The organism is Delftia sp. JD2, assembly GCF_001682645.1.
GTDB classification, from domain to species: Bacteria; Pseudomonadota; Gammaproteobacteria; order Burkholderiales; family Burkholderiaceae_C; genus Comamonas; species Comamonas acidovorans.
On sequence record NZ_LFJT01000004.1, the window covers coordinates 60,144 to 76,271 of the forward strand.

Below are 16,128 nucleotides of genomic sequence, written 5' to 3' on the forward strand. Positions count from 1 at the left end.
CAGGTATCCGGCGCCGGGGGAAACAGAGAAGTTCGCTGCCGCGTAGGCAGCTCAGAAAGTGCTCACGCATCCAGTTCAGATGCGAGGACAGTTCGCTGCCGCGTAGGCAGCTCAGAAAATGCCGCCGAGGAGCGCGCCCGTGCCTCGGCCGTTCGCTGCCGCGTAGGCAGCTCAGAAAAGGCGCAGGGCAGCGAGGCGACCACGCGGCGGGTTCGCTGCCGCGTAGGCAGCTCAGAAAAAGAAGAGGGTGGGCCTGTCCGGGCCAGAGCTGTTCGCTGCCGCGTAGGCAGCTCAGAAAGTGTCGTGCGGCCCGTTGAACGCGCGGATGCCGTTCGCTGCCGCGTAGGCAGCTCAGAAAAATACGGGGGGTCCAAATAAACAGCGTGTGCGTTCGCTGCCGCGTAGGCAGCTCAGAAATTGGCCTGGACCTGGGCGCTGTATGCCTGGACGTTCGCTGCCGCGTAGGCAGTTCAGAAATGGCCCAGATCGAGGAGCCGGCCGGGGCAGCTGTTCGCTGCCGCGTAGGCAGCTCAGAAAAACGACGCAAGAGCTGTATGCAGCTGCAACGCGTTCGCTGCCGCGTAGGCAGCTCAGAAAAGCACCGAGGCTCCCACGCGCTGCTCGATGGTGTTCGCTGCCGCGTAGGCAGCTCAGAAAAGCAGAAGAAGACCAGCGCGACCAAGGCGCGCGTTCGCTGCCGCGTAGGCAGCTCAGAAAAATCGGGGCCTATGACGATGCAGGAGTCGTCTGTTCGCTGCCGCGTAGGCAGCTCAGAAATTTTCATAGTCCCAGTACGGGAAGACGCACCCGTTCGCTGCCGCGTAGGCAGCTCAGAAAACCAAGGGTGAAATGGTCGCAATCGACGGCACGTTCGCTGCCGCATAGGCAGCTCAGAAAAGCAGAGCAGCAGTACGCGATGGCGTCGTTCAGTTCGCTGCCGCGTAGGCAGATCAGAAATTACCCCCTCAACGCTGCAAACATCAGTTGGAGTTCGCTGCCGCTTAGGCAGCTCAGAAAGGCTGCTGACTTGGATGCGACAGAGAAGCCTCTGCCCTCAACCTTCCGGGCCATGCTCCGCGTACTCCACAAAGGACGGTGCTTCATCAAACAGTTGCAAGAGCAGTTTCAGGTGCCGAGCGTAGAGGCTCTGTGGCCGGTCGAAGGCCTGGGCGGCCAGAGCGATGGCTGCGCGGGCGAGGTACCACTCGTTGTCGAATTCGCTGGCGTCCTCGAATACCTTGTGCCGAATTTGCCGGATGTGGTTCAGCGCCAGGTCTGCGGCCAGGTCCACCTCGACATCCGCGTCATGCCAGTCCATGTCGGCACAGCGTGTTTCGATCAGGGCAACCAGCCCCATCTCTGCGCGGGCAATGGACAGGGCGATCATTTGCTGCATGGTGGGCCAGGCAGCGGTGTCTACTGGGTGCGACTGCTTGGACGCGGCATCCATGTCGGTAACTCCTCCCGATTCGGTATTGGTGCGTGGCAAGCCACTCTGAATCTATTAGATATCTGTGATTGTTTGATGTCAAATAGATTCTTTGTCATGAATCTTTCTGATGTCCAGAATCTGGCGGATGACTGACAAGCAAGTGCCGTCCTACCCGTTGCGTATGCCTGTGGAGCTGCGTGAAAAGCTCACCCTCGTTGCCAAGAACAACAATCGCAGCGTGAACGCAGAAATCATTGCGAGGCTGGAGAGCAGCCTTGACACAATCGGCGCCAAAGCAGACTTTGGAAAGGATGTGGCCGTTCGGTCCGCGATGGCGGCGTCGCTTGCGGATGTGGCCGTTTTGACGCTGACCCAGGACGAGTCATGGAAAGAGGACGTCGCACGCAGGGTTGCTGAAAGCCTGCGTGCAATGCCATTGGTGTCTGCTGAGACGGCACCGGTGGATGCACAGCCGCCAAAGAATAGACAGCGGCCAAGGAAGGCCTGAGCCGCGGCCCTTCTTCAAAAGCCCCGCCTCACTGCCTCCAGAAAAACACCCCCGCCATCACCAGCCCCGTCAGCACGATGCCCGCGCGCAGCCATTCGGGCGGGATGCGGCGCGCCAGGCGGGCGCCGCCGTAGCCGCCTGCGGTGGCGGCAATCATCATGACCAGGGCCTGCTCCCACTGCACGACGCCGCCGGCCGCATAGATGGCGACGGCAATGGCGGTGAGCAGGGCGGAGACCAGGTTCTTCATGCCGTTCATGGCATGCAGCCTGGTCTGGCCCAGCAGGCCGAACAGGGCCAGCAGCAGGATGCCCAGGCCGCCGTTGAAGTAGCCGCCGTAGATGGCCACGGCCAGCATGCCGGCGCCGGCCTTCAGGGGCGATGCATGGGCGGCATGCTCGGCGCTGCCGCGTGATGCCATGCGCCTGAGCTGGGGCGCGAAGGCGAACATGGCGGTGGCGGCCAGCAGCAGCCAGGGGACGACCTTGCGGAACAGGTGGTCAGGCGTGACCAGCAGCAGGGCCGCGCCCAGCGAGCCGCCGACCAGCGACAGCACGATGACGCCGCGCATGCCCAGGCCGGGCGGCGGCTCCATGTCCTGGCGAAAGCCCCAGGCACCGGCCATGTAGCCGGGCAGCAGGGCGACGGTGCCAGTGGCGTTGGCGGCCACGGGCGGCACGCCGGTGAAGACCAGGGCGGGCAGGGTGAGGAAGCTGCCGCCCCCGGCAACGGCATTGAGCGCGCCGGCCACGAAGGCGGCGCTCATGAGCAGTGCGATGTCCCACATGGGTGTTGTCTCCTCCTGGAGCCGGGCATCGGCAGGCCGCCGTGGCCTTGCGCGGCCAGGCCGGTGTTATAGGTCGAGGCCGATCTTAGTGCCGGACCATCGGCCGGGCTGTCGCACCGGCATGGCGGCGGGGTCAGGGCTGCTTTGCGCAAAAGGACAGGATCGCGCCGGCGTGGTGGGCACCTGGCGACTAGGGCGGCTCCACCGCCGGGCCAGGCAGGCCCAGCGTGGCGCGCAGCAGGGCGACGCGTGGGTTGGCGACGGCGCTGCGGTAGATCAACGCCACGGGGCCCATGGAGATGGCGGGTGTGACATGCACCCTGCGCACCCCCAGCGACCGGGGCGAGGCCTGCAGCGTGGAGTCGGGTACGGCGCTGAGCCCCAGGCCGGCCCGGACCAGTTGCAGGTTGGTGAAGGGGCTGGTGGATTCGATGACGGGCGTGGGCGCGATCACGCCTTCGCGGCGGAACACCTCTTCCATCATGCGGCGCAGCATGGAACTGCGCGTGGGCAACCGGGGCTATACGGGCAGCCCGGCGGCCGACACCTACCGGTGCGCCGACGGCTGGCTGTCCACGGCCGCCAATACGCCGCAGCAGTTTCGCAGGCTCGCCAGCGTGCTGGGGCTCGATGCCCTGTGCGAGGACGCCACGCTGCTCGACCTCGATGCCTTCAACGCGCCCGAGGGCGGCTTTGTCGCCGCGCGCGATGCGTCCGCGCTGCAGCGGCTGCAGGCATGTCTGGCCGAGGCCTTCGCCGCACGCAGCGCACGGGACATGGAAGCCCGGCTTAACGCCGTGGGCGTGCCTGCCGCAAGGGTGCGGCGCCTGGGCGAATTCCTGGGCGAGGCCCGCGCTGCCGGCACCGTGTCACCTGTGAGCTATGGCGCCGGCGGCGCTGCGGTGGACACTCCGGGGCTAGGGTTCCGGTGGATGGATGCCGAGCCCCTGCCGGGTGCGCCGGCCCCCGCCCTGGGCGATGGCAACCTTGCGCTGCTGCGTGAGCAGGGGATGGCGGACGAGGCCATCGCCCGCCTGTGCCGCAGCGGCGTGCTGGGCGCGCCGCAGTCCTGATTGCCTTTGGATTCCTTTGCCACTGCCTTGCTGGAGACCCCATGTTCAAAGCCTTGCTGCTGACCCAACCCGTACCGCGTGAAACCCGTGCCGAGTGTGTGGAGCTGGACGAAACCAGCCTGCCCGCCGGCGCGGTGCGCGTGGCCGTCTCGCATTCCACGCTCAACTACAAGGATGCACTGGCCATCACGGGGCGCTCGCCCGTGGTGCGCCAGTTCCCCATGGTGCCGGGCATCGACCTGGCCGGCACGGTGCTGGACAGCGAGGACGCGCGTTTCCAGACCGGCGATGCCGTGCTGCTCAACGGATGGGGCGTGGGCGAGACCCACTGGGGCGGGCTCGCCCAGCAGGCGCGCGTGAACGGCGAGTGGCTGATCCGCCGGCCCGAGGCCTTCAGCGCACGGGATGCCATGGCCATAGGCACGGCCGGCTATACGGCCATGCTGTGCGTGATGGCGCTGCAGGCGCATGGCATAACGCCTTCCAGCGGCCCGGTGCTGGTGACGGGGGCCAATGGCGGCGTGGGCAGCATTGCCGTGGCCCTGCTGTCGCGCCTGGGTTTCGAGGTGCACGCCGACACCGGGCGGCCCGAACAGGCCGAGCACCTGAAGGCGCTGGGCGCGGCGCGGATCGTGGAGCGCAGCAGCCTGGATGCGCCCGGCAAGCCGCTGCAAAAGGAGGTCTGGGCGGCGGCCGTGGACAGCGTGGGCAGCCATACGCTGGCCAATGTGTGCGCCAGCCTGCGCTACGGCGGATGCGTGGCGGCCTGCGGACTGGCCCAGGGGCTGGACCTGCCGGCTTCCGTGGCACCGTTCATTCTGCGCGGCGTGTCGCTGCTGGGCATCGACAGCGTCTATGCGCCGCAGGCGCGGCGCGAGCAGGCCTGGGCGCGGCTGGCTGCCGAACTGCCGCGCGAGGTGCTGGAGCGCAATACCGAAGAGGCGGGCCTGGCCGATGCGGTTGCGCTGGCGCCCAGGCTGCTTGCCGGCCAGGTGCGCGGCCGGGTCGTCATCGATACGGCGCGCTGAGGCCCGCGTGGGCTCTGGTGCCGCCTACTTGGCGTAGGGGTCGGCAAAGCCCAGCTCGACCATGATCTCGGTCTCGTAGGCTTCCATTTCCTCGGCGTCCTGCTCGCTGGTTTCATGGTCCCAGCCCTGGGCATGCAGCGTGCCATGCACCAGCAGGTGGGCGTAGTGCTCCTCCAGCGTCTTGTTCTGCTCGCGCGCCTCGCGCTCGACCACGGGGGCGCACAGCACCAGGTCGGCCATGGCCGTGGGCTCCTGCTGGTAGTCGAAGGTCAGGACGTTGGTGGCGTAGTCCTTTTGCCGGTATTCGCGGTTGAGCTGCTGGCCTTCCTCGGCGTCGACGATGCGCACGGTGATTTCGGCATCGACGGCCAGGGCGTGGCGTATCCAGCGCGTGACCTTGCTGCGGGACAGCACGGCGCGGTGGACGGGCGCCTCGGCAAAGCGCGCGAATTGCAGGGACAGTTGCAGTTGGTTCAGGGACATGGGAGGAGGCGTGGGCGTGAGCTTGGGCTTGTGCTTTGGAGCGCCCGTGGGCGGGCGTCTGCTGTGGCTGTCGGGATCAAGGCGCTGCAAGGCGCGGTGCGGCACGGCGCGCCGGGGCCTGGCCGCGTGCGTCGTAGGCGTCCACGATGCGGGCCACCAGCGGGTGGCGCACCACGTCGGCGCTGGTGAAGTGGTTGATGGCGATGCCCTTGACGCGCTTCAAGACGCGCTCGGCATCGATCAGGCCGCTCAGGGCGCCCTTGGGCAGGTCGATCTGGCTGACGTCGCCCGTGACCACGGCGCGGGCGCCGAAGCCGATGCGCGTGAGGAACATCTTCATCTGCTCGGGCGTGGTGTTCTGCGCCTCGTCCAGGATGACGAAGGCGTTGTTCAGCGTGCGCCCGCGCATGAAGGCCAGCGGCGCGATCTCCAGCACATTGCGCTCGAAGGCCTTTTGCACCTTCTCGTAGCCCATGAGGTCGTAGAGCGCGTCGTACAGCGGGCGCAGGTAGGGGTCGACCTTCTGCGTGAGGTCGCCGGGCAGGAAGCCCAGGCGCTCGCCCGCTTCCACGGCCGGGCGCGTGAGCACGATGCGCTGCACGGCGCTGCGCTCCAGCGCGTCCACGGCGCAGGCCACGGCCAGGTAGGTCTTGCCGGTGCCGGCCGGGCCGATGCCGAAGGTGATGTCGTGGCGGGCGATGTTCTCCAGGTAGGCCGACTGGTTGGCCGTGCGCGCGCGCAGGTCGGGGCGGCGCGTGGACAGCTGGATGGCGTCCTGGGGCTGCTCGATGAGTTCGGTGTCACCGGCCAGCATCAGTTGCAGGGAGTCGTCCAGGATGGGGTCGTCGGCCATCTCGTAGAGGGCCTGCAGCAGCTCCAGGGCGTCGTTGGCCTTGGCCTTGGGGCCGTCGATCTTGAATTGCTCGTGGCGGTGGGCGATCTTGACGCCCATTGCGATCTCGATGGTGCGCAGGTGCGCGTCGGCCGGGCCGCAGACGTGGCTCAACCGGTTGTTGTCGTGGGGTGTGAAGGTGTGGCGCAGGATCACGCGGATAATTCCAGAGATTCCGGGCGGCGGCCAGCGCGAGGGCGTGGTGCCATACCCTGTGAATGGGCCGGCGTTCGGTTGCGGACGGGCATGAAAAGCCGCCCCCAGGGCGGCAAAGGACACCAATGATAGGCAAATTGACAGGAACGCTGCTGGAAAAAAACCCGCCCGAGGTGCTGGTGGACTGCGGCGGCGTGGGCTACGAGGTGCAGGTGCCCATGAGCACCTTCTACAACCTGCCCGCCAGTGGGGCCAAGGTCAGCCTGCTGACGCACTTCGTGGTGCGCGAGGATGCGCAGCTTCTGTACGGCTTTGGCACGCACAGCGAGCGCCAGGCGTTCCGCGAGCTGATCAAGATCACCGGCATCGGCCCGCGCATGGCGCTGTCGGTGCTCAGCGGCATGAGCGTGGAGGACCTGGCCCAGGCCGTGACGCTGCAGGAGGTGGGCCGCCTGGTCAAGGTGCCGGGCATCGGCAAGAAGACGGCCGAGCGCCTGCTGCTGGAGCTCAAGGGCAAGATCGGCGCCGATACGGGCGCGCAGTCGCTGTTCGTGAACAACGACCAGAACGACATCGTGCAGGCGCTGATGGCGCTGGGCTATTCCGACAAGGATGCGGCCGCCGCGCTCAAGAAGCTGCCGCCCGACGTGGGCGTGACCGAAGGCATCAAGCTGGCGCTGAAGGCGCTGGCCAAGTGAGCGGCGCATGAGCATCCATACCGACGATTTCGGGCAGGGCGGCTTTCCGCAGGGCGGCTTCCCGCCAGACAAGGCACCGGACAAGCCGCGCATGATTTCGGCAGCGCCGGTCTCGCGCGGGGAAGAGGCCATGGAGCGCGCGCTGCGCCCCAAGCTGCTGCAGGAGTACGTGGGCCAGGCCAAGGCGCGCGAGCAACTGGAGATCTTCATCGGCGCGGCCCGAAAGCGCAATGAGGCGCTGGACCATGTGCTGCTGTTCGGCCCGCCGGGCCTGGGCAAGACCACGCTGTCGCACATCATCGCGGCCGAGCTGGGCGTGAATCTGCGCCAGACCAGCGGCCCCGTGCTGGAAAAGCCCAAGGACCTGGCGGCGCTGCTGACCAACCTCGAAGCCAACGATGTGCTGTTCATCGACGAGATCCACCGCCTGTCGCCCGTGGTCGAGGAAATCCTCTACCCGGCGCTGGAGGACTACCAGATCGACATCATGATCGGCGAGGGGCCGGCGGCGCGCTCCATCAAGCTGGACCTGCAGCCGTTCACGCTGGTGGGCGCGACCACGCGCGCGGGCATGCTGACCAACCCGCTGCGCGACCGCTTCGGCATCGTGGCGCGGCTGGAGTTCTATACGGCCGAGGAGCTGGCGCGCATCGTGCGGCGCAGTGCAGGCCTGTTGAACGCGCCCATCGATGACGAGGGCGCCTTCGAGATCGCGCGCCGCTCGCGCGGCACGCCGCGCATTGCCAACCGCCTGCTGCGCCGCGTGCGCGACTATGCCGATGTGCGCGGCGACGGCAGCATCACGCGCGAGCTGGCCGACCGCGCGCTGGCCATGCTCGATGTCGATCCCCAGGGCTTCGACATCATGGACCGCAAGCTGCTGGAGGCCGTGGTGCACCGCTTCGACGGCGGCCCCGTGGGCCTGGACAACATCGCGGCCAGCATCGGCGAGGAGGCGGGCACCATCGAGGATGTAATCGAGCCCTACCTGATCCAGCAGGGCTTTTTGCAGCGCACGCCGCGCGGGCGCATGGCGACCCAGGCGGCGTACCGCCATCTCGGGTTGCCGGTGCCGGGCGACGACGCTTCCTGAGCGTAGCTGGTCTGCCGGCTCATTCCTCCGTGCCGGCGTTCCAGAAGGCCTGCAGCACGCCGGGCAGGGCCTCGATGGCGGCGATCACGCGGTCCAGCTCGTCGGAGTCCACCGAGGTGGCGTAGAGCATGGCCTCGATCTCGGTGTCCTGCGGGCCGAAGGCATGGGTTTCCACGCCGCGCACGGGGTAGCTGGCGTTCTCCAGCAGCTCCAGCATCTGCTCGCGCACATCGCCCTGGGCGCCGCGGTGGCAGATGGCGTAGACGTAGTAGGTCGACTCCGTGGATTCGTCATCCACCGGGCGGCGGTTGATGCGGTTGACCACGGGGCGCAGCAAGGTATTGCTGGCCAGCACGAACAGCGTGGCCAGGCCTGCCTCGGCCACCAGGCTGGCGCCCGCGCAGGCGCCCACGGCGGCCGAGCCCCACAGCGTGGCCGCCGTGTTCAGTCCGGTGATGTTGGCCCCTTCCTTCATGATGGCGCCCGCGCCCAGGAAACCCACGCCCGAGACCACGTAGGCCACCACGCGCGTGGCGCCCTCGGCCCCGCCCAGGCGCACGGCCAGGTCCACGAAGACGGCCGCGCCCACGGCGACCAGGGTGTTGGTGCGCAGCCCCGCCGTGCGCTGGCGCACCTGGCGCTCCAGGCCGATGAGGGCGCCGAACACGAAGGCCGTGGTCAGGCTGACGAAGGTGTCCAGCATGGCGCCGGGGTTGAGGTTCTGCAGGGCCTGCATGGGGTTCCGGGCTTTCCTGGTGAATGGGTTGAAGGGGGCGTTGAAAGAGGCGTTGAAGGGTGCGTCACTGCCAGCCGTAGCGGCGGATGTAGACGCGCTTGAGCAGCGTGGCCAGGCAAGCGTAGCCCAGCAATATGGCAATCATCCACGGGAAGTAGGCCGCCGGCAGCGCCTGCAGCTTGAAGTAGCCGGCCAGCGGCCCCATCGGCAGGAAGATGCCGGCCGCCATCACGGCCGCCGTGGCCAGCAGCAGCGGCCAGGAAGGGCGGCTTTGCAGGAAGGGGATCCTGGGCGTGCGGATCATGTGCACGATCAGCGTCTGCGTGAGCAGCCCGATGACGAACCAGCCCGACTGGAACAGCGTCTGCTGCTCGGGCGTGTTGGCGGCGAAGACGAACCACATCAGCGCGAAGGTCAGGATGTCGAACAGCGAGCTGATGGGCCCGAAGAACACCATGAAGCGGCCCAGGTCGGCCGGGTTCCAGCGCAGCGGCTGGCGCACCAGTTCGTCGTCCACGTTGTCGAAGGGGATGGCGATCTGCGAGAGGTCGTACAGCAGGTTCTGCACCAGCAGGTGCAGCGGCAGCATGGGCAGGAAGGGGATGAAGGCCGAGGCCACCATCACCGAGAACACGTTGCCGAAGTTGGAGCTGGCCGTCATGCGGATGTACTTCAGCATGTTGCTGAAGGTGCGCCGGCCCTCGATCACGCCCTGCTCCAGCACCATCAGGCTTTTTTCCAGCAGGATGATGTCGGCCGCCTCCTTGGCGATGTCCACGGCGCTGTCCACGCTGATGCCGATGTCGGCCGCGCGCAGGGCCGGTGCGTCGTTGATGCCGTCGCCCATGAAGCCGGTGATGTGGCCGTTGGCGCGCAGCGCATGCACGATGCGCTCCTTGTGCAGCGGCGTGAGCCGGGCGAACAGCTGGTGTCGTTCCACTGTCTGGCGCAGCATCTCGTCGTTCATGTGCTCGATCTGCGTGCCCAGGATGATGCGGTCTGCGGGCAGCCCCACATCGCGGCAGACCTTGGCGGCCACCAGTTCGTTGTCGCCGGTCAGCAGCTTGACGGCCACGCCGTGCGCGGCCAGGGCGGCCAGCGCCTCGGCCGTGGTTTCCTTCGGTGGGTCCAGGAAGGCGATGTAGCCGATCAGGGTCAGCTCCGACTCGTCGGCCACGCCGTAGTCGCTCTTGTGCGGCGGCACTTCCTTCATGGCCACGGCGACCACGCGCAGGCCCTCGCGGTTGAGTTCGCGCGTCACGCGGCGCACGCGGGCCAGCTGCTCCTCGTCCAGCGGGCGCGTGCCGTCGCCTTCGCGCAGCCGGGTGCAGGCGCCCAGGATTTCCTCGACCGCGCCCTTGCAGATCAGCTCGTGGTGGTGGTTGCGCTCGGCCACCACCACGGACATGCGGCGGCGCTCGAAGTCGAAGGGGATTTCATCGACCTTGCGGTAGTCCTCGGCCAGGCGCATCTGGGTGTGCAGCTCCACATGCTCGAGCACGGCATGGTCGAGCAGGTTCTTCAGGCCGGTCTGGTAGTGGCTGTTGAGGTAGGCGAAGCGCAGCGTCTCGTCGCAGGGCTGGCCGAAGGCGTCGGTGTGGCGCTCCAGCACGATGCGGTCCTGGGTCAGCGTGCCGGTCTTGTCGGTGCACAGCACGTCCATGGCACCGAAGTTCTGGATGGCGTCCAGCCGCTTGACCACGACCTTGCGGCGCGACAGCACCACGGCGCCCTTGGCCAGGGTGGAGGTCACGATCATGGGCAGCATCTCGGGCGTCAGGCCCACGGCCACGGACAGCGCGAACAGGAAGGCCTCGGCCCAGTCGCCCTTGGTGTAGCCGTTGATGAACAGCACCACGGGCACCATCACCGCCGCAAAGCGGATCAGCAGCCAGCTGACGCTGTTGACCCCGGTCTCGAAGGCCGTGGGCGCGCGGTCGTTGGAGGTCACCCGCGTGGCAATGGTGCCGAAATAGCTGCGGTTGCCCGTGGCCAGCACCACGGCCAGCGCCGTGCCCGAGACCACGTTGGTGCCCATGAACAGCAGGTTGCTGGCATCCAGCACGCCGGTGCCATTCGATGCACTGGCGTCGGCGCGCTTTTCCACGGGCAGGGATTCGCCGGTCATGGCGGACTGGCTCACGAACAGGTCCTTGGCGCTGAGCACGCGGCAGTCGGCAGGAATCATGTCCCCGGCCGACAGCACCACGAAATCGCCGGGCACGACCTCGCGCAGCGGCACCTCGTAGCGGCGCGCCTGCTGGCCGAAGCCGCTGTGCGGGGCGTCTGCGGAGTCGGCATCTGCCGGCGCCGTGGGGCCGCCATTGCGGCGCAGCACCGTGGCCGTGCTGCTGACCATGGCCTTGAGCCGTGCGGCGGCGCGGTTGGAGCGGCCTTCCTGCACAAAGCGCAGCAGCGTGGACAGCAGCACCATGGAGGCGATGACGACCGTGGCCTTCATGTCCTCGGTGGCGTAGGAGACCACGGCCAGCAGCGTCAGCAGCAGGTTGAAGGGATTGCGGTAGCAGTACCACAGGTGCAGCCAGCCGGGCAGCGGCCTTTCGTGCTCGACCTCGTTGGGGCCGAAACGCGTGAGCGCGGCGCGGGCCTGCTCGCGGGTCAGGCCGTCTTCGCTGGAGCCGGTGCGCGCCAGCACGGCGGCGATGTCATCGCGCGAGGCGCGCAGCAGCTCGCGCGTGAGGGTCGGCGATACCGAGCGCGAGTGGTGGACGGCCGTGCCCGAGGGCAGGGCATTGCGCCGGAACAGCCCCAGGGCGTGGCGGCTGCGCAGAAACGCCTGGAACAGGTGCTTGAGGCTTTTCATGGTGACCTCCCTGGCGGCTCAGGCCTGGCTCGAACGAAGGGTGGCGCGCAGCCAGTGCCAGTTGCGCTGGCAGGTGCACAGCAGGCGGCGGCGCAGCGGCGGGCGGGCCACGGTGGCCGACTGCAGCCATTGGCGCCGCGCATGGGCAGGCAGGTGGCGGTAGACCTCGGCGCGCTCCTGCGCCGCCAGCAGGGACAGAACGTCGGCCTGCTGGCGCTGCGTGAGCGCCACGAGGGCGTGGGCGAAGAGATCGGGGCCGTGTTGCTGCAGCAGGGCGTGCAGTTGTCCGGTATGGCGTGCCGCAATGGCGGCTTGCAGGGCCAGCTGCAGGGTGCTGGCGCGGGAGGTGTGGCTGGCGCGTGTGGAGACGGGTGCTGTGGCGGGCGTGGTTGCCGGCGTGGTGCGCAGCGCGGTGATGACGTGTTGCATGGCGGGCTTCTTTCGTTGCGGCCGAAAGAAGCCCGGCACCTATCCGTCAATGGACGTGCGCGGGTCTCCCGGCCGGGGCCTTGGGAAGGTGCGGAAGGGCCGCAGGCATGTGCGGCCGGACCGTATCGGAGGGGTCAGGGCAAGATCGACTCGGATCGGGGTCCATGGGGGAGCTCCTTTCTGACGAGGGGACGGACAAGGCGGGCGGCGCGTTCAGCGCGGCTGCAGGCTCAGAAAGCTGCGGATGCGGTGCGTGGGCCAGTGGGTCTGCAGGTCCAGGTGCATGGCGTGCTCCATGGCCGAAGGGGCCTGGGCTTGCATCTGTGCCTGTGCCTTGGCCTGCATTGCTGCCTGGGAGGCAGCCACGCGCGTGCCGGTGGCGCCGGGGCAGGGCGCGGCAGTGGCAGGCTGCAGGCGTTGCATTGCGGGGCGGACGAACGGTGTGGACATGGCTTTCTCCTTGGCGAACCAGGAAGACCGCCGTAGGCAGGGCCGTCAAGCAGCGTGGGCCGGGCGCTGCTCGATGGCAGCCACACGGGCACGCGGTCAGTGATCAACAGCCATTGGAATCTTCGGTGCAGGAGCGGCGTGCCTGATGCAGGCCAGGCGCCACTGCAGCGCCAGGCGGCGCGAAGATCCAAGGGGAAACGCAGCAATGGATGGAAGCCGACCGACATGGCCGCTCCCATCACAGGAGTCGGTCAGTCAGCCAGCAGCGAAGCCATTGCGGCGCGCTGTTTGTCACTGGTTGAACTGGCACTGTCCACGGAGGACTCCTGAAAATGCGATCCCTCGATTGTGCCTTGCGAGCTGCTTCGGGTCAACCCTGATGTCGATGCGCCACGGGCCAGCCAGCCCTGCACGATCAGCAGTTGCGCCGCGTAGTAGGTGGACAGCACGCCGGCTTGCGCGCCGTCGAAGGGCTGCACAAATCGGTTGATGGCCAGCAGCGAGTCGCTGGCCATGAAGAAGCAGGCACCCATGGCCACCTGCCAGGCCGCCTTGCCGCCCAGATGCCGAGCGCGGCCCAGGGCCTGCGCCGCCATCAGCGCAATGACCAGCACATAGGCGGCCACGGGCAGGCGCAGCGCGGCGGGCAGGCCGCCCTGCCAGAGCACGGCATACATTCCCGCGCCCAGGGCCAGCGTGGCGGCCAGCGAGGGCCGGTGCGCAAACCAGGGTGCGTCCTGGCGCAGCAGCACGATATAGGCCAGGTGGGCCAGCAGGAAGCTGGCAAGGCCCGGGATGAACAGATCGGGCAGCATCAGGAACACGTCGCCCGCCAGGGATGCCGCCAGTGCCGCGGCCAGCCAGCAGGCGCAGCGCGCGGGTTTCGCCAGTGCCGAGAAGGCCGCGCTGCCGCGCCACAGCTGCATGACGGCGATCAGCGCAAAGACCATGGTCAGCGGCTTGAACAGCCAGTGCCAGTGCAGCATGTCCAGCGCGGCGGTGGCGGTGGCCAGTGCGCCGGCCTCGATGGCCAGTGCCAGCCACAGGCTGATGCGCCCCTGCATGGCTGCGCCCAGCGCCCATTGGCAGGCCAGCAGCACGGCAAACCACAGTGCATTGCGGGCCGTCGAGGACTGGTCGGCATGCCAGAGAAACAGCGACACCCCGGCGATCAGCGCCACGAACTGCAGGCCTGCAAACCAGCGCAGGCCGCGTTCCATCCCCGGTGCGTAGAGCACGCGGTGCGCGTCCAGGTCGAAGGCCGGCCTGGGAAAGCGCTGCGCCACATCGGCAGGGCGCCATCCGGGCGGCTTGATCCAGACGCGCAGCTTGTCGCTCCAGCGCCGCGCATGCCAGCTGTCATGGATGAGTTGCCGGTACACCACGGCGTTGGCCCACAGCGGATCCCAGCTTTGCAGCAGGCCGCGCGTGCCGTAGACACAGGGCTCGCTGTCGTCCTCGGGCTTGAAGGTGCCGAACATGCGGTCCCAGACGATGAGGATGCCGCCGTAGTTCCTGTCCAGGTAGCAGTCATTGACGGCGTGGTGCACGCGGTGGTTGCTGGGCGCGCAGAACCAGCGGTCGAACCAGCCCAGGCGCCGCACCTGCTCGGTATGGACCCAGAACTGGTAGAGCAGATCGATCAGGCCCACGATGGCAAACACCAGCGGCGGCACGCCGGCCAGCGCCATGGGCAGGTAGAACAGCCAGCCCAGCAGCGCGCCCGAGCTGGTCTGGCGCAGCGCCGTCGACAGGTTGTAGTCCTGGCTCTGGTGGTGCACGGCGTGGGCTGCCCACAGCACGGCCACCTCATGGCCCATGCGGTGCAGCCAGTAGTAGCAGAAGTCGTAGAGCAGCAGGGCCAGCAGCCAGCCGGGAATGCTGGTCCAGAAGGCATCGTTGCGCCACAGCGCCACATGATCGAAGGCCATTGTGTACAGACCTATGCGCAGCAGCTGGGTGAAGACGGCGCTGGTCTGGCTGAGCATGCCCAGGCTGATGGAGCTGACGGCATCGGCCAGCCGGTAGGCATTGCGCCCGCGCCACAGGCTCACGCCCCATTCCAGCGCGATCAGCAGCAAAAAGGCCGGCGTGGCGAAGACGATGATTTGGCTGGGTGAGGGCATCATGGCCCGTCAATTCTGGACAGGGCCGTTGTGCGGCGCCTTAGGCGTGAACCCTAGGACACGGAATCACAAGGGTTGAAACGGATTGCAATAAATGGGGCTTCATGGCAAGCACGTGGCAGGAAAATTGCGCCCTATGGCAGAATCGCCCGCTTTCCACGCGCTGGACGTGCTTGCCCTGCAGGCCATCGCCAGCCCGCACCGCCATTGCCGGCATGCGCCTTGCATGCCCAAGCCCCATGCCCTTGTCCCGCCGCTCCCTGCTATCGGCTGCCGCCTCACTAGCTGCGGCCCTTGCCGCTGCACCCGCCGCCCATGCCGCGCCGGGCGCGGGCAAGCCCTGGCCGGCAGCCGGGCCCATCACCCTGATCGTGCCCTTTGGCGCGGGCAGCGATGTGGACGCCACGGCGCGGCTGATCGCCGAAAAGCTGGGTGCGCGGCTGCACCAGTCGGTGGTGGTGGACAACGTGCCGGCCTCGGGCGGCGTGCTGGGCGTGAGCAAGGTGGCGCGCTCGCACGCCGATGGCTATACGCTGCTGCTGGGCTTTGACGGGCCGGTGAGCATTGCGCAACTGGTGAACTCCTCCGTGCGCTATGACGCCGAGCGTGATCTGGCGCCCGTGGGCCTGATTACGGTGGCGCCCATGGTGATCGTTGCCCGCCCTGGCCTGCCGGTGCACAACCTCAACGAGCTGATCAGCATGGCCCGCGCCCGGCCTGGCGCGCTGACCTATGCCACGCCGGGCGCGGGCACGGTGCTGCACCTGGCCATGGAGCGATTGCAGGAGCGCGCCCGCATCCGCCTGGTCCATGTGCCCTATCGCGGCGTGGCCCAGGTGACCAGCGAGGTCATGGGCGGCCAGGTCGATCTGGGCATTCTGATGACCACCGGCGCCACGCCGCTGGTGCAGCAGAAAAAGCTGGAAGGCGTGGGCGTGACCTCGGCACAGCGCATCGACGTGATTCCCGAGGTGATGAGCTTTGCGGAGGCGCCCGATCTCAAGGGCTTCGAGCTGGAAGCCTGGACCGGCCTGTTCGCCCCCGCTCGCACACCCGAACCCGTGGTCAGCCGCCTGGCCGCCGAACTGGCCGAGGTGCTGAAGCTGCCCGAGGTCCGCAAGCGCCTGCAAGACAGTGGCGCCACGCCCGGCTCGGGCACGCCGGCCACGTTCGCCCAGTTCCTGAAAAAGGAAAAGGCGAGCTACACGCAGATCGTCAAGTCCGCCAATATCCAGGTGGAATAGGCCGCGCTGGCGGTCAGCGGGTGACCGCTTTTTTCCATTGAATGAAGACAGGGCCGGTGAAATCGGCGGCATTGTCTGCAGTCGCCTTTGTGCGCCGAGTGCCACGTATTGGTGTGTGAAATCTGTTACCCTCCGCTTACATTTTTAAGGGGGCGGTGTGGGGGTGGAG

At 67.7% G+C, this 16,128-nt stretch carries 16 protein-coding genes and 1 CRISPR repeat array (1 of these 17 cut by a window edge); of the genes, 6 read left to right on the top strand and 10 right to left on the bottom strand.

All coding sequences use genetic code 11. The features are described from left to right. A CRISPR array of direct repeats spans nucleotides 1-1,017; the repeat unit is 28 nt; unit sequence GTTCGCTGCCGCGTAGGCAGCTCAGAAA (it extends 3,751 nt beyond the left edge of the window). 37 nt (nucleotides 1,018-1,054) lie between these two features. After that, nucleotides 1,055-1,450 carry a hypothetical protein gene (locus tag ACM14_RS03355; protein WP_065345328.1) on the bottom strand — a complete coding sequence of 132 codons (396 nt, stop codon included), beginning with the start codon at nucleotides 1,448-1,450 and terminating at the stop codon, nucleotides 1,055-1,057. A gap of 127 nt (nucleotides 1,451-1,577) precedes the next feature. Between ACM14_RS03355 and ACM14_RS03360 the strand changes: the two genes are divergently transcribed. Further along, complete coding sequence (locus tag ACM14_RS03360) at nucleotides 1,578-1,940, top strand: Arc family DNA-binding protein (RefSeq protein WP_084027299.1); 363 nt, start codon at nucleotides 1,578-1,580, stop codon at nucleotides 1,938-1,940. A gap of 28 nt (nucleotides 1,941-1,968) precedes the next feature. On the opposite strand, the gene ACM14_RS03365 is transcribed toward ACM14_RS03360, so the two are convergent. Both ACM14_RS03365 and ACM14_RS03370 read right to left on the bottom strand, forming a co-directional pair. Beyond that, entirely contained in the window at nucleotides 1,969-2,727 is a 759-nt protein-coding gene (locus tag ACM14_RS03365) for a sulfite exporter TauE/SafE family protein (RefSeq protein WP_065345330.1), read from the bottom strand. A gap of 190 nt (nucleotides 2,728-2,917) precedes the next feature. Continuing rightward, the gene (locus tag ACM14_RS03370) at nucleotides 2,918-3,223 is read right to left on the bottom strand and encodes a LysR substrate-binding domain-containing protein (RefSeq protein ID WP_074920924.1); all 306 of its coding nucleotides are present in this window, start codon (nucleotides 3,221-3,223) and stop codon (nucleotides 2,918-2,920) included. Here ACM14_RS03370 and ACM14_RS03375 point away from each other — a divergent pair. Next, nucleotides 3,222-3,800 (top strand): CoA transferase, encoded by a 579-nt coding sequence (locus ACM14_RS03375; RefSeq protein ID WP_065345331.1) that lies wholly within the window; start codon nucleotides 3,222-3,224, stop codon nucleotides 3,798-3,800. The two genes, ACM14_RS03370 and ACM14_RS03375, sit on opposite strands and share 2 nt — an antisense overlap. Nucleotides 3,801-3,841: 41 nt before the next feature. After that, a complete protein-coding gene (locus ACM14_RS03380; RefSeq protein WP_065345332.1) occupies nucleotides 3,842-4,828 on the top strand; it encodes an MDR family oxidoreductase in 987 nt (328 codons plus the stop codon). 24 nt (nucleotides 4,829-4,852) lie between these two features. Here the strand turns inward: ACM14_RS03380 and ybeY are convergent, their stop codons facing one another. Beyond that, entirely contained in the window at nucleotides 4,853-5,311 is a 459-nt protein-coding gene (gene ybeY / locus ACM14_RS03385; protein WP_012203154.1) for an rRNA maturation RNase YbeY, read from the bottom strand. Nucleotides 5,312-5,387: 76 nt separating this feature from the next. Then, complete coding sequence (locus tag ACM14_RS03390; protein WP_034390158.1) at nucleotides 5,388-6,359, bottom strand: PhoH family protein; 972 nt, start codon at nucleotides 6,357-6,359, stop codon at nucleotides 5,388-5,390. Nucleotides 6,360-6,484: 125 nt separating this feature from the next. On the opposite strand from ACM14_RS03390, the gene ruvA reads away from it, so the two are divergent. Continuing rightward, complete coding sequence (gene ruvA, locus ACM14_RS03395) at nucleotides 6,485-7,057, top strand: Holliday junction branch migration protein RuvA (RefSeq protein WP_012203156.1); 573 nt, start codon at nucleotides 6,485-6,487, stop codon at nucleotides 7,055-7,057. Nucleotides 7,058-7,064: 7 nt separating this feature from the next. Then, nucleotides 7,065-8,150 (top strand): Holliday junction branch migration DNA helicase RuvB, encoded by a 1,086-nt coding sequence (gene ruvB / locus ACM14_RS03400; RefSeq protein ID WP_065345333.1) that lies wholly within the window; start codon nucleotides 7,065-7,067, stop codon nucleotides 8,148-8,150. A gap of 19 nt (nucleotides 8,151-8,169) precedes the next feature. Here the strand turns inward: ruvB and ACM14_RS03405 are convergent, their stop codons facing one another. The 5 genes from ACM14_RS03405 to ACM14_RS03425 all read right to left on the bottom strand — a co-directional run bounded on the left by ACM14_RS03405 (nucleotide 8,170) and on the right by ACM14_RS03425 (nucleotide 14,715). Then, the gene (locus ACM14_RS03405; RefSeq protein ID WP_012203158.1) at nucleotides 8,170-8,886 is read right to left on the bottom strand and encodes an MgtC/SapB family protein; all 717 of its coding nucleotides are present in this window, start codon (nucleotides 8,884-8,886) and stop codon (nucleotides 8,170-8,172) included. A gap of 64 nt (nucleotides 8,887-8,950) precedes the next feature. Next, entirely contained in the window at nucleotides 8,951-11,710 is a 2,760-nt protein-coding gene (mgtA, locus tag ACM14_RS03410; protein ID WP_065345334.1) for a magnesium-translocating P-type ATPase, read from the bottom strand. Between the two features lie 18 nt (nucleotides 11,711-11,728). Next, nucleotides 11,729-12,139 (bottom strand): hypothetical protein, encoded by a 411-nt coding sequence (locus ACM14_RS03415; protein ID WP_065345335.1) that lies wholly within the window; start codon nucleotides 12,137-12,139, stop codon nucleotides 11,729-11,731. Nucleotides 12,140-12,352: 213 nt separating this feature from the next. Continuing rightward, entirely contained in the window at nucleotides 12,353-12,589 is a 237-nt protein-coding gene (locus ACM14_RS03420) for a hypothetical protein (RefSeq protein ID WP_012203161.1), read from the bottom strand. A gap of 251 nt (nucleotides 12,590-12,840) precedes the next feature. Further along, nucleotides 12,841-14,715 (bottom strand): lysoplasmalogenase family protein, encoded by a 1,875-nt coding sequence (locus ACM14_RS03425; protein ID WP_065345398.1) that lies wholly within the window; start codon nucleotides 14,713-14,715, stop codon nucleotides 12,841-12,843. Nucleotides 14,716-14,954: 239 nt separating this feature from the next. On the opposite strand from ACM14_RS03425, the gene ACM14_RS03430 reads away from it, so the two are divergent. After that, nucleotides 14,955-15,959: a tripartite tricarboxylate transporter substrate binding protein gene (locus ACM14_RS03430; RefSeq protein WP_065345336.1), complete on the top strand. Its 1,005-nt coding sequence runs from the start codon at nucleotides 14,955-14,957 to the stop codon at nucleotides 15,957-15,959. The last annotated feature ends 169 nt before the right edge of the window (nucleotides 15,960-16,128 follow it).